Source organism: Paraburkholderia silvatlantica (assembly GCF_003096715.1).
Taxonomy (GTDB): Bacteria; Pseudomonadota; Gammaproteobacteria; order Burkholderiales; family Burkholderiaceae; genus Paraburkholderia; species Paraburkholderia silvatlantica.
The window spans coordinates 302,665-315,471 of the sequence record NZ_QEOL01000002.1 but is presented as its reverse complement, the minus strand read 5'-3'; the positions used below and the strand labels follow the sequence as shown (position 1 = coordinate 315,471).

Below are 12,807 nucleotides of genomic sequence, written 5' to 3'. Positions count from 1 at the left end.
AGGGCGAGGAATACATGGCTAAACTTAGGCGGGAGGCAGCCCTTGCCTTCGATTGAACGGCCCATCTGGCGGAGCACCCGCGCAATCATGAACCGACGCACGAACCCAACGCCCCCCGCGGCCCCGCTCGACGACATCGACCGCATGCTGCTCGCGGCGCTCGCCGAGAACGCCCGCGCGAGCGTCGCCGAACTGGCGAGGCACGTGGGGCTTTCGGCGCCGAGCACGTCCGAGCGGCTGCACCGGCTCGAAGCGCAAGGCGTGATCGGCGGCTATACGGTGCAGATCGATCCGCGCGCGCTCGGCTACACCTTGCAGGCCATCGTGCGCGTGAAGCCGCTGCCCGGACAGTTGCATCTGGTGGAAGAGGTGCTGCGGCGCATTCCCGAGTTCGTCGAGTGCGACAAGGTCACGGGCGACGACTGCTTCATTGCCCGGCTGTATCTGCATTCGATCGAACAGCTCGACGAGATTCTCGCGAAAGTTACCGAGCGCGCCGAAACCAGCACAGCCATCGTCAAGTCCACGCCGGTGCCGCGCCGCCTGCCGCCGCTGAACTGAAGCCGAAGCGCCGCAGCCCGACACGGTGGCCCGTCACGGCTCCGTGGTCTCGAAGAAGGCCAGCATCTCCGCGACCAGCGCCTCGCTCGCCTCCTCGGGAATGTAATGGCCGCACGGCAGCGCGCGCCCGCTCACGTCGCGCGCCACCTTGCGCCATTCGGCGAGCGGGTCGAAGCAGCGCTCGATCACGCCGTGCTCGCCCCACAGCACGCGCAGCGGGCACGCCACCTTGTTGCCGCGCTCGAGGTCGGCGCGGTCGTGCTCGAGGTCGATGGTCGCCGAGGCGCGGTAGTCCTCGCACATCGCGTGTACGGCGCCCGGCTGGCGCAGCGCCGCGCGGTAGGCGCCCAGCGCCTTCGGCGCGAAGGGTGCGAGACCCGCGTGGCGGCTGCCCATGACGCGCTCGATGTAGACGTCGGGGTTCGCTTCGATGAGCGTTTCCGGCAGCGGCTCGGGCTGGATCAGGAAGAACCAGTGGAAGTAGAGCGTGGCGAACTCGCGGTCGGTCTGCTCGTACATGGCGAGCGTGGGCGCGATGTCGAGCAGCATGAGCCGCTCGACGGCGCCGGCGTGATCGAGCGCCATGCGGTGCGCCACGCGCGCGCCGCGGTCGTGGGCGCACACGAGAAAACGCTCGTGGCCGAAGTGGCGCATGACTTCGACCTGATCGGCCGCCATCGCGCGCTTCGAATAGGCGGCGTGCGTGGCGTCGCTGGCCGGTTTCGAGGAGGCGCCGTAGCCGCGCAGATCCGTCGCGACGACGGTGAAGTGCTGCGCGAGCGAGGAAGCGCAGCGGTGCCAGATCATATGCGTCTGCGGATGGCCGTGCAGCAGCAATAGCGGCGGTCCTTCGCCGCCCTTCACGCCGCAGATGTCTACGCCGCCCGCAGTGCGAACGGTGAAAGGCTGGAATCCGTCGAAGGGCATGGGGCTAGTCTCTTGTGTTTGTTGGTCTGCGGTCATTGTATGAGGCGAGCGCAGCTCGAAAATGTGCTTTTGGGCTCGCAGTGGTAGAAACCGAGCACTCCCTCGAATACCACGCGCGCGATGCCCGATCGACCCCAAGCCTATAATCGAACGGCAGTTTTCGCGATCGCTATCCCGCGCAATTCCTGGCGCGATTGAGCCTTATCAAGTTAGGGCCTGTTTACGCCAATAACAGGCCCTTCTATATCGCACCTGGTCAATGGCGGCGCCGCGTTCGCGCGCCCCGCCATCTATCGAAGCGCCGCAAGGAGACCTCCCCATGGCACTCCCCGCCGTCCTGCAAAACCTCGCGCTGCCCGTGGTGGGCTCGCCGATGTTCATCGTCAGCTATCCGGAACTGGTGCTCGCGCAGTGCAAGGCGGGCATCGTCGGCGCGTTTCCGGCGCTCAACGCACGCCCCGCCGAGGAACTGGGCATCTGGCTCACGCAGATCAGGGAGGCACTCACCGCGCACAAGAGCGAGAACCCCGAGGCCGTCATCGGGCCGATTGCGGTCAACCAGATCGTGCATCAGTCGAATGCGCGGCTCGAGCACGACGTGCGCGTGTGCGTCGAGCACCACGTGCCGATCTTCATCACGAGCCTGCGCGCACCGCCGCGCGAACTGCTCGACGCGGTGCACAGCTATGGCGGCATCGTGCTGCACGACGTCATCAACCTGCGCCACGCCGCCAAGGCGCTCGAAGCGGGCGTGGACGGCCTGATCCTCGTGGCCGCGGGCGCGGGCGGCCATGCGGGTACGATCTCGCCGTTCGCGCTGGTGGGCGAAGTGCGGCGCATCTTCGACGGCCCGATCGTGCTTTCCGGCGCGATCGCCAACGGCGGCTCGATCCTCGCCGCCCAGGCCATGGGCGCGGACCTTGCCTACATGGGCACGCGGTTCATCGCGACGAAAGAGGCGCACGCCGTGGACGACTACAAGCACGCCATTCTCGAAGCGAAGGCCGCGGACATCGTCTACACGAACCTCTTCACGGGCGTGCACGGCAACTACATCCGCGAGAGCATCGTGAACGCCGGGCTCGATCCGGATGCGCTGCCCGAGTCCGACAAGTCGAAGATGGATTTCGGCGCGGGCACCTCGAAGGCAAAGGCGTGGAAAGACGTGTGGGGTGCGGGCCAGGCCGTGGGCTTGATGGACGATGTGCCCTGCGTGGCGGATCTCGTGGCGCGTCTGAAGCGCGAGTACGAGGCGACGAAGGCGCGCCTGGGCATGGGCCGCTGAGCCCAGGCGGGCCCGCTTTCAGCGCCGGGCGGACGCAATGCGTGCGGCGTCGGCATCGAGCGCCGCCGCGCGGATCGCCTCGACGCCCGGCCAGAGCTCGCGCTCCGAAAAGCGCGCGGCCAGGAAATCGACGAACGAGCGCACCTTCGCCGAGAGATGGCGGCGGCTCGCATACACGGCGTAGATCGGCAGCTCGCGCGGCGGCAGCGCGTCGACGAGCAGCGGCACGAGGCGCCCCTCGGCGATATCGTCGCCCACCACCTCGGTGCCGAGCATCGACAGCCCGCCGCCTTGCAGCACCACCACGCGCAGCGCTTCCAGGTGATTGACGATGAGGTTGCCGCCCGGCTTCGGCTTCACCCCGCCCGCGCCCTCTGCGAACGGTGCGAGTTCCTGGGCCGAAGCCCCCGCGTACTGAACGAAGTTGTGCCGCGCGAGATCGGCCACGGTTTTCGGCGCGCCGTGGCGGCGCAGGTACGCGGGCGAGGCGCACAGCACGATATGCGCGGTGGCGAGCGGCCGCGCGATCAGCGAAGACGACTTGAGCCCCGACGGCGCGGCGCGGATCGCCACGTCGAAGCCCTCGTCGATCAGCTCGACCACGCGGTCGGACAGCGTGATGTCGACGGTCACCTGCGGATGCCCGGCGGCGTAGTCGGCCACCGCCCCCATCACATGACGCAGCCCGAACGCCGTGAGCGACGACACGCGCAACCGCCCCTGCGGCACCACGCTCGCCGCGCCCACCGCCTGGCCGGCCTCGTCGAGTTCGGTGAGCGCCAGGGCCACTCGCTCGTAGTACTCGCGCCCCGCCTCGGTGGGCGCGACGCGGCGCGTGGTGCGGTTCAACAGCCGCGCGCCGAGCTGCTGCTCCAGATGCATCACATGCTTGCTCGCCATCGCGGCCGACATGTTCATGCGCTCGGCCGCCGCGACGAAGCTGCCCGCCTCCACCACCTGGCGGAACACTTTCATGCTGACGAGGGTATCCATTGCGCGGCCTTCAATTCGAACATAAATAAACGGGAATCAATCGACGATATTTTCCTCGTTTTATCAAGTGCGGGTGTTCAAACGCACAGGCACGCTTCACCGCGCTTTGCGTCGGACGGTCCAGAAAGCAAAAAACCCGCACTGCACGCAGCGCGGGGTTTTCGCGTCGAACCTCGACCTTGCGGGCTGCGCGGCCTAGAACTTCGCGCGCATGCCCACGCCGTAGGTCTGGCCGCTCGACATGTTGTCGAAGTGGTCGTACATGTACGCCGCGTAGACGTCCGTGCGCTTGGAGAGCGGGTAGTCGTAGCCGATGGCGGCCGTCTGGCGCGTCTGGTTCAGGCCGCCGCCGTCGCGCGAATACGCGTACGACGCCATGACCGTGCCCGGGCCGGCCGGGACCGTCACGCCGCCCTGGGCGGTGTTCACGTGCCAGCTGCCCACCTGCTGCCAGTTCGCCGTGTACATGTACTGGCCGAAGAACTTCACGTACTTGAGGTCGTACGAGAGGCCGACCTGCGCCACGCCCTGGCTCTTCAGGCCGATGATGGTCGTGTCGCCGCTCACGATGCTGCCGATGTCGCCCGGCGTGTTGTTGAAGTTCACGTACTGGTAGACAGCCGTGGCCGCGAACGGGCCGTGGAAATACAGGCCCTGCACGCTCCACTTCTTCGAGCCGTTCTGGCCGGCCTGGTTGCCGAACGCATACATGGCCGAACCCGAGAGGCCGTTGAAGTTAGGCGACGAGTACTGCACGGCATTGTTCCAGCCCGAGTCGCCCACCACGCCCTGGTCGGTCGTGTAGGTCGGAAACGTCGAGAGGCCGAGATACACGTGATACACCATCGGCGAGAAGGTGTACGAATCGATGAACGGGTTGAAGAGAATCGTCGAGACGAACAATTGCGTCGTCAGGCGCCCCGCCGTGACGGTGCCGTACGGCGATTCGAGGCCGACGTACGCATTGCGCGCGAAGAACGTATCGCCCGCGAAGCGGCCGTACTGGCCGTTCTGCGCGCGGAAGAAGCTTTCCAGCGTGAAGATCGCCTTGTAGCCGCCGCCCAGATCTTCAGATCCCTTCATGCCCCAGTAGGACGTGGACATGCCCCCGCCGCTCACGTTCCAGGCGGTCTGGCCGCCCGGAAATTTCGTCGCCCCGACCCACTCGTCGACCTGGCCGTAGAGCTGGACGCTCGACTGCGCAAACGCCGCCGACGACGCGGCGGCAAGAACAGCGGCGAGCGCGCTCGCCTTCAGGGTGGTGCGCAGCGCGCGGCTGACCGTTTTATTCATGGGTTCTCCAGTCTTTGTCAAAAAAGGGTGTCGAGCGGCTGAACCGCTCGTGGCAAAGCTTTGTTTTTCGTCGTTCGCAGGCGTGGCCGTTCTGGGCGGATCCATCTTTGCGGACCATTTTTATGGCCAAAAATAAGCGCTGTTATTGCCGGTATATCGGGCGGATTAGTTTGCCGCCGATAAAACCTGGTTTGCCGCTGCCGACGCCGCGTTGCGCTGCCCCGCGTCACGGCGAATCGCAGCCTGCCGGGCCGCGCCCAGCGGGGCGCTCCCGCACGCACGGGGCCGCGGACGACGCGCCGCCCAAACGGAAGCGAGATTTGAGACGAAAGGGTTCTGTATGACGAGAGGTTTCCAAAAAAGTGTGGTATCCACGCGTCAGTTTTCACGGCATGGACGAACGCGTCTCGTTTTGGACGTGTTTCAACGCCGCTAACAGGTCAGTGCCTGAAGCGCATCCAGAGGAGAATCAAATGAAGAAAGTGCGCGGAGGGGGAAAGCGAAAGCTGAGCGGGCGGCAGCGCTCAATTACGGTAAGGCGAAGGCATGGGCGGACGCGGCACCTCGCCGCCATTGCGCGGGAAGGGCCGGAAGGTGCCGCCGCGCTCCTCGTTGTAGCGGGCGACGTCTTCGCGGATCGAGCCCGCTCGCACCGGCGAGTCGGCCGGCGGATGCGGCACCTGGCGCGATTCCGCGCTCACGGGCGTGATGGGATTGCCGCGATAGCCGCCGTAGCCGCCGAACGGCGTGCCATAGCTGTAGTCGCGACGCGGAGCCTGCTGCTGGACCTGACCTTGCCACTGGTTCGGCGCGCGGTTGCCGCCGCGCTCGTGCCGGCCGCCCTGGTCGGCCACGCGCATGGGCGAAGCGGCCCCGGCGTAAGCGGCGGGACCACGGCCGCGCTCAGGGGCGCCGTGGTAGGCGCCACCCCACGGCATGCCGCCGCGCGGCGCGGGTATCGCGTGCATGGAAGGCGCGCGCGCGAAGCCGCCGCCCCCGCCGTGCCCTGGAAAACCGGGCTGAGCATGGGCGAGCGCAACGAAGGCCATTAATCCAGCCCCCAATACCCACGGTCCCAGTTTTGACCACCCTGCCTGCATTGTGACGTTTCACCTGCCCGACGTTTGCGCCTGGCACCCGCCACTCGGGCCATGGCGGGCCAGTCCCGGGACGCTCGCCGCGCGAGCGCGTAACGATTGCCGCCACAACGGTCCAGGCGTCCCTTTGACGGTAATTTATGGGCGTACCGAAAGGGTGTCGAGCCAAAAGATGTTATGCCGCCCGAAGGGTTGTAACACCATGTTACTGCTGGGTTTTCCGGCTTCGCACGCGCCCTCGGAAGGCCGCCTGGCAAGGCTCTGCGGGCGGATGTGAGAACCGTTCGTTTGATGCGCGGGTCGCGCCTGAACATCTGAAGAATGCGCGGACTCCTGACGACTTTTGCGGCGCGGGAATCTCCCTCGCGCGTCGATGAGGAATCCGGCATAAAGAGGCATCGACGCCGGCGATACATGCGCATCCCTCATTAATCAATGCTTCAAATGAATTTGCTTTTTCAATCGGCTTGCGCCGACAATAGACGTCCCGATTCACCCGTTGCGCGCACATCGATCTGCGCGCAGCGAGGCGCCCCGGCGCGCACTTGAGATTGTCCGATGGCACGTCCGAAATTCCTGCCCGATAACTTCACCCTCTGCCTCGTCGGCACGGTGATCCTTGCGAGCCTGTTCCCGGTGCACGGCCAGGCCGCCACCGGTTTCAACTGGCTCACCAACGTGGCCGTCGGCCTGCTGTTCTTCCTGCACGGCGCCAAGCTCTCGCGCGAGGCGATCGTCGCAGGCGCTACGCACTGGCGGCTGCACATCGTCGTGCTGCTCAGCACCTTCGTGCTGTTCCCGGCTTTGGGCCTCGCGCTCAAGCCCGTGCTTTCGCCGCTCGTCACGCCGGCGCTTTATGCGGGCGTGCTGTTCCTCTGCACGCTGCCCTCCACGGTGCAGTCGTCCATCGCGTTCACCTCGATCGCGCGCGGCAACGTGCCCGCCGCCGTTTGCAGCGCCTCGGCGTCGAGCCTGATCGGCATCTTCGTCACGCCCGCGCTCGTGAGCCTGATCGTCACGAACCAGAGCGCGAGCGGCGGCTCGGCCTGGCACACCGTGTGGAACATCGTGCTGCAGCTGCTCGTGCCGTTCGTGGCGGGCCAGCTGCTGCGCCCGGTGATCGGCCGCTGGATCGAGCGCAACAAGGGCGTGCTCAAGTTCGTCGATCAGGGCTCGATCCTGCTCGTGGTGTTCGGCGCGTTTTCCGAGGCGGTGAACGAAGGGCTCTGGCATCACATTCCGCTCACCGCGCTCGGCGGCCTGCTCGTGGTGAATGGCGTGCTGCTCGCGCTCGCGCTCGGCATCACGATGTTCACGAGCAAGAAGCTCGGCTTCTCGCGCGCCGACCAGATCACCATCATCTTCTGCGGCTCGAAGAAGAGCCTCGCGGCCGGCGTGCCGATGGCGAAGGTCATCTTCGCCTCGAACGCCGTGGGCGCGGTCGTGCTGCCGCTCATGCTGTTCCACCAGATCCAGCTCATGGTGTGCGCCGCGCTCGCCCAGCGCTGGGGCGCGCGCGACATGAGCGCCGAACGCGCCGCAAGCGCGGGCGACGAATCGCGCGCCGGCGCGAGCGAGCGCACTGCCGCCGCACGGCGCTGAACGTCGTCCGGTCCGTCATGCGGGGCGGCGAGATGCCGCCGCCCTTGCGCAGCAAACGCAGCAGCAAACGCCGCGGCTAGCGCCCGGCGTCCAAACCTCCCCCGCCCGCCTCTTTTCCCCGCGTCGCGCGCGCCTCCACCGCACGCCCAAAGATTGGGCATCGCGGCATTGTCACCAAAATTTCATTTAATTCATCCGATCATATGCCGTTAAGTTCATCGTCTTCGCCCGTTCCGGCCTGTCCATGTCTGCTCCCGCGCCACTCCCGCACGCGGCGCCCGGCGTCGGGGCGCTGATCGCCCAGCGCCAGCTGCGCGCCGTCTTCCAGCCCATCGTCGATTTCGAGAGCGGCGCGATCCTCGGCTACGAAGGCCTCATTCGCGGGCCGGCCGGCTCGCCGCTCGAAACCCCCGCCGCCCTGTTTGCACGCGCCGGCGACGAGCAGTGCACCGCCGCGCTCGAACGCGCGGCCGCCCGCACCTGCATCGAAACGTTCGCCAGACTCGACTGCCCCGGCAAGCTATTCCTCAATTTCAGCGCCGACGCGCTGCGCCAGCTCACCGCCGCCGGCGACGCCGCGCTGTCCCTCTTCGACGGCCCGATCGACCCCACGCGCGTCGTAATCGAGCTCACCGAGCAGAGCGCCATCCACGACTTGCGCAACTTTTCACCCGTCGTCGAGACGCTGCGCGCGGCCGGCGCCCAGGTCGCGCTCGACGACTACGGCACGGCCAACGCCAGTCTCAACCTCTGGGTGCAGTTGCAGCCCGATGTCGTGAAGATCGACCGCTTCTTCATCCACGACATCGCCAACGACCCGCTCAAGTTCGAAGCCGTGCGCGCCATGCAGCATTTCGCGCAGGCGAGCGGCACACGGCTCGTGGCGGAAGGCATCGAGAACGCGGCCGACCTCATCGTGCTGCGCGACATGGGCATCGACTGCGGCCAGGGGTTTTTCTTCGGCCGCCCCAACGCACAGCCGCTGCGCGTGCTCGCCCGCGAAGCGCGCGAGGCGATTCGCGCGGACCATATCGCCGTGTTCCCCGAGCCCACGCGCAGCACCGCCACGCAGCCCGCGGGCGGCGGCGCGCCGGCCAGCAAGATGCTCGTGCGCGCGCCCGCGCTGCCGCGCCAGGCGACCAACAACGACGTGCTCGAACTGTTCAACGGCCGGCCCGACCTGCACGCGGTGGCCGTGGTGGAAGACGAAGCGCCCGTCGCGCTCATCAACCGGCGCGCGTTCATGGACCGCTATGCGCTGCCGTATCACCGCGAGCTGTTCGGCAAGAAGGCCTGCCTGCAATTCGCCAATGCGCAGCCGGTGGTGATCGAGCAGTCGATGACGGTCGAGCAGATGGCGACGCTGCTCGCAAGCGACGACCAGCGCTATCTCGCCGATGGCTTCGTCATTACCGATAACGGCCGCTACGCCGGCCTCGGCACCGGCGAGAGCCTCGTGCGCGCCGTGACGGAGGTGCGCATCCAGGCTGCGCGCTACGCCAATCCGCTCACCTTCCTGCCTGGCAATATTCCCATCAGCTCGCATATCGAGCGTCTGCTTTCGAACGACGCGGGCTTTCACGCGTGCTACGTCGACCTGAACCAGTTCAAGCCCTTCAACGACCAGTACGGCTACTGGCAAGGCGACGAGGTGCTGAAGTTCGCGGCGACCGTGCTCGCCGACGCCTGCGACCCCACGCGCGACTTCCTCGGCCACGTGGGCGGCGACGACTTCCTGATCCTGTTTCAGAGCGAGACGTGGCGCGAACGCGCGCGCCTCGCGATCGAAACGTTCAACGAAGGCGCGCAGCGCTTCTACGCACCGGGCGACCGCCTCGCGGGCGGCATTCACGGCGAGGATCGCCACGGCAACGCCACCTTCTTCACCTTCGTGACGATGGCGATCGGCTGCGTGCACATCGCGCCGGGCGAAGGCGCGCAGCACAGCAGCGACGCCATCGCCTCGCTCGCGGCCCTCGCCAAGCGCCGCGCGAAACAGGAAGCGAGCGGGCTCGTCGTGATCGACGGCAGCGCGAGCGCCGGCCTCCTCCCCACGCCCGGCCCGACACCGCGCGAAGCCGGCGCATTCTAGCGGCCCGAACCTCGAGAGCGGCAGCCCGGAATACGAATGGGCCGGCCGCACGGCTCATGCCGCGCGCCGGCTCGTTTTGCCTGCGCTGCCTGACTGCTGCGCCGTCGCTTGTCGCTAGATCGTCCCCATCAGGACCAGCACGACCACCACGACAACGATGATGCCGAGCGTGCCCGAAGGCGCGTAGCCCCACGAGCGGCTATACGGCCACGCCGGGAATGCGCCAACGAGCAGCAGGATCAGAATGACCAGAAGCAGGGTGCCGAGCATGATGCCTCCGTAAGTCGAATGTGAGTGTCCGGCTTTCCGCAACCGTCGTGCCCGCACGTGTTTAGCGAATTTTACTAAACACCAATGTTTGCGTTTATTGCATTGTTTACTGGTATTTACCAGGAATTTGAAGCGTAGATTCGGGTTCTTTCAAGAGATTTTTACTATACAATCGCCGCAAACCTGACCCAACCCGGAGCGCTCACCGCGCCACCGCCAGCCAGGAATCATGGGGACAACCATTCGTGACGTCGCGCAGGCCGCCAACGTGTCGATCGGCACGGTCTCGCGCGCGTTGAAAAACCAGCCGGGCCTCTCCGAGACCACGCGCGAGCGCATCGTCGAAGTCGCGCGCACGCTCGGCTATGACTGCGCGCAACTGCGTCCGCGCATTCGCCGGCTCACCTTCCTGCTGCACCGCCAGCACAACAACTTCGCGGCTAGCCCGTTCTTCTCGCACGTGCTGCACGGCGTGGAAGACGCCTGCCGCGAACACGGCATCGTGCCCGCGCTGCTGACCGCCGGTCCCGCCGACGACACTGTCCAGCAGTTGCGCCTGCATGCGCCCGACGCCATCGCCGTGGCGGGCTTCGTCGAGCCGGAAATGCTCGCCGCGCTCGTCGCGCTGCAACGCCCGCTCGTGCTGATCGACCTGTGGGCGCCGGGCCTGCGCTCGGTGAACATCGACAACGCGGCGGGCGCTGCGCTCGCCATGCAGCATCTGTTCGAACTGGGACGGCGGCGCATTGCGTTCATCGGCGGCTCGCTCGCGCACTACAGCATCGCGCAGCGCGCGCTCGGCTACCGGCGCGCGTTCTTCGAGGCGGGCCTGTTGTTCGACCCGTCGCTCGAAACGACCATCGACGGCGGGCTCGATCCCGACACGGGCGCGTCGCTCGCCATGCAGCGCCTGATCGATGCGGCGCGCGCCGGATACCCAACCCCGCGCCCGCCGCCTGACGCCGTCTTCGCCTACAACGACGCCGCCGCGCTCGCGGCCATGCGCGTGTGCCTCGCCAATGGCCTGCGCGTGCCCGACGACATCGCCATCATCGGTTTCGACGATATCGCGGGCGCCACGCACGCCACGCCGCCGCTCTCGACGATCGCCGTCGACAAGGAAGCGCTCGGGCGGCGCGGCGTCGAGCTGCTGCTCGAAGAAACGCCTGCCGCGAGCGAAATCCGCTTGCCGGTCCAGCTCGTCGCGCGTGCGAGCACCCTGGGTGCGGCGTCATCGAATCTCATGGCCACGCACGCCGTCCCTCACGCTGCAGGCACGCCGCAGAGCGCCTGACGCGCGCCGTCGATACACGCCGAACACCCATCGAAACTCCGCTGAAGCCACGTCCAAGCCAGAAGAGAAAGCCATGACGACGACTGCCGACACCGCCACCTCCGCCACCGCCCACCCCGTCGCCGTACCGGGCGTCGCGAGCTTTCGCGACCGCGGTTTCCTGCTCGGCCACGTGCAGGACACGCTGCGCTTCTACGCGCCGAACGTGCTCGACCCCTCGGGCGGCTTCTTCCACTACTTCCGCGACGACGGCTCGATCTACAACGCGCACTCGCGGCACCTCGTGAGCAGCTGCCGGTACGTCTTCAACTATGCGATGGCGTATCGCGAGTTCGGCGATGCGCAGCACCTGGAATACGCGCGCCACGGCCTGCAGTTCCTGCGCGAGGGCCATTGGGACCCGCAGCTGCAGGGCTACGACTGGGAGATCGACTGGCGCGACGGCAAGAAGCGCGTGCTCGACGCCACGCGCCACTGCTACGGCCTCGCGTTCGTGCTGCTCGCTTACGCGCATGCGGCGATGGCCGGCATCGAGGAGGCGCGGCCGATGATCGGCGCGACCTTCGATCTGATGGAACACCGCTTCTGGGACGGCGCGGCGGGTCTCTACGCCGACGAGGCGAGCGCCGACTGGATCGTGACGGGCTACCGCGGCCAGAACGCCAACATGCATACGACCGAGGCGCTGCTCGCGGCCTACGAGGCGACAGGCCATCTCGTGTATCTCGACCGCGCCGAGCGCGTCGCCTCGAACATCACGCTGCGCCAGGCGAAGCTCTCGCAAGGGCTCGTGTGGGAGCACTTTCACGCGGACTGGTCGGTGGACTGGCATTACAACGAGGAAGACAGCTCGAACATCTTCCGCCCGTGGGGCTTCCAGCCGGGCCATCAAACGGAGTGGGCGAAGCTGCTCTTGCTGCTCGAACGGCACCGGCCGCTGCCCTGGCTGCTGCCGCGCGCGATCGAGCTGTTCGACGCCGCCATGGCGCACGCCTGGGACAACGATCACGGCGGCCTCTACTACGGCTTCGGCCCGGACGGCACCGTGTGCGATCACGACAAGTACTTCTGGGTGCAGGCGGAAACCTTTGCCACGGCGGCGCTGCTCGGCAAGCGCACCGGCAACGAGCGCTTCTGGGACTGGTACGACGAGGTCTGGCGCTACAGCTGGGCGAATTTCGTCGATCATCGTTACGGTGCGTGGTATCGCATCCTCACCTGCGACAACCGCAAGTACAGTGACGAGAAGAGCCCCGCCGGCAAGACCGACTATCACACGATGGGCGCGTGCTACGAAGCGCTGAACGCACTGCCCGGACGCGGCATGGCGCCGGTGGCGGGCCGCGAGGAAGCGACCGCCGGCGGCACGGCAGACACGAGCGGCCGGAACTAA

11 protein-coding genes are annotated in these 12,807 nt (G+C 67.0%); 6 read left to right on the top strand and 5 right to left on the bottom strand.

Annotation, left to right across the window (positions count from 1 at the left end; translation table 11 throughout):
* The first annotated feature begins 87 nt into the window (after window positions 1–87).
* Entirely contained in the window at window positions 88–561 is a 474-nt protein-coding gene (locus C7411_RS03750) for an Lrp/AsnC family transcriptional regulator (RefSeq protein ID WP_110383075.1), read from the top strand.
* Window positions 562–594: 33 nt separating this feature from the next.
* On the opposite strand, the gene C7411_RS03745 is transcribed toward C7411_RS03750, so the two are convergent.
* Complete coding sequence (locus tag C7411_RS03745) at window positions 595–1,488, bottom strand: alpha/beta fold hydrolase (protein WP_110383076.1); 894 nt, start codon at window positions 1,486–1,488, stop codon at window positions 595–597.
* 319 nt (window positions 1,489–1,807) lie between these two features.
* Here C7411_RS03745 and C7411_RS03740 point away from each other — a divergent pair, with 319 nt between their 5' ends.
* A complete protein-coding gene (locus C7411_RS03740) occupies window positions 1,808–2,773 on the top strand; it encodes an NAD(P)H-dependent flavin oxidoreductase (protein WP_110383077.1) in 966 nt (321 codons plus the stop codon).
* Between the two features lie 18 nt (window positions 2,774–2,791).
* On the opposite strand, the gene C7411_RS03735 is transcribed toward C7411_RS03740, so the two are convergent.
* The 3 genes from C7411_RS03735 to C7411_RS03725 all read right to left on the bottom strand — a co-directional run bounded on the left by C7411_RS03735 (window position 2,792) and on the right by C7411_RS03725 (window position 6,027).
* Complete coding sequence (locus tag C7411_RS03735; RefSeq protein WP_110383078.1) at window positions 2,792–3,766, bottom strand: LysR family transcriptional regulator; 975 nt, start codon at window positions 3,764–3,766, stop codon at window positions 2,792–2,794.
* Window positions 3,767–3,961: 195 nt separating this feature from the next.
* Window positions 3,962–5,059 carry a porin gene (locus tag C7411_RS03730; protein ID WP_110383079.1) on the bottom strand — a complete coding sequence of 366 codons (1,098 nt, stop codon included), beginning with the start codon at window positions 5,057–5,059 and terminating at the stop codon, window positions 3,962–3,964.
* A gap of 524 nt (window positions 5,060–5,583) precedes the next feature.
* A complete protein-coding gene (locus tag C7411_RS03725; RefSeq protein WP_243413030.1) occupies window positions 5,584–6,027 on the bottom strand; it encodes a hypothetical protein in 444 nt (147 codons plus the stop codon).
* 687 nt (window positions 6,028–6,714) lie between these two features.
* On the opposite strand from C7411_RS03725, the gene C7411_RS03720 reads away from it, so the two are divergent.
* On the top strand, window positions 6,715–7,758 hold the full coding sequence (locus tag C7411_RS03720; RefSeq protein ID WP_110383081.1) for a bile acid:sodium symporter family protein: 1,044 nt from the start codon (window positions 6,715–6,717) through the stop codon (window positions 7,756–7,758).
* A gap of 244 nt (window positions 7,759–8,002) precedes the next feature.
* Window positions 8,003–9,850 carry an EAL domain-containing protein gene (locus tag C7411_RS03715; RefSeq protein WP_110383082.1) on the top strand — a complete coding sequence of 616 codons (1,848 nt, stop codon included), beginning with the start codon at window positions 8,003–8,005 and terminating at the stop codon, window positions 9,848–9,850.
* Between the two features lie 114 nt (window positions 9,851–9,964).
* Here C7411_RS03715 and C7411_RS03710 read toward each other — a convergent pair whose 3' ends face one another.
* The gene (locus tag C7411_RS03710) at window positions 9,965–10,120 is read right to left on the bottom strand and encodes a DUF3309 family protein (RefSeq protein WP_110383083.1); all 156 of its coding nucleotides are present in this window, start codon (window positions 10,118–10,120) and stop codon (window positions 9,965–9,967) included.
* Between the two features lie 229 nt (window positions 10,121–10,349).
* Between C7411_RS03710 and C7411_RS03705 the strand changes: the two genes are divergently transcribed.
* Both C7411_RS03705 and C7411_RS03700 read left to right on the top strand, forming a co-directional pair.
* A complete protein-coding gene (locus C7411_RS03705; RefSeq protein ID WP_110383084.1) occupies window positions 10,350–11,414 on the top strand; it encodes a LacI family DNA-binding transcriptional regulator in 1,065 nt (354 codons plus the stop codon).
* Window positions 11,415–11,487: 73 nt separating this feature from the next.
* Window positions 11,488–12,807 (top strand): AGE family epimerase/isomerase, encoded by a 1,320-nt coding sequence (locus tag C7411_RS03700; RefSeq protein ID WP_243413029.1) that lies wholly within the window; start codon window positions 11,488–11,490, stop codon window positions 12,805–12,807.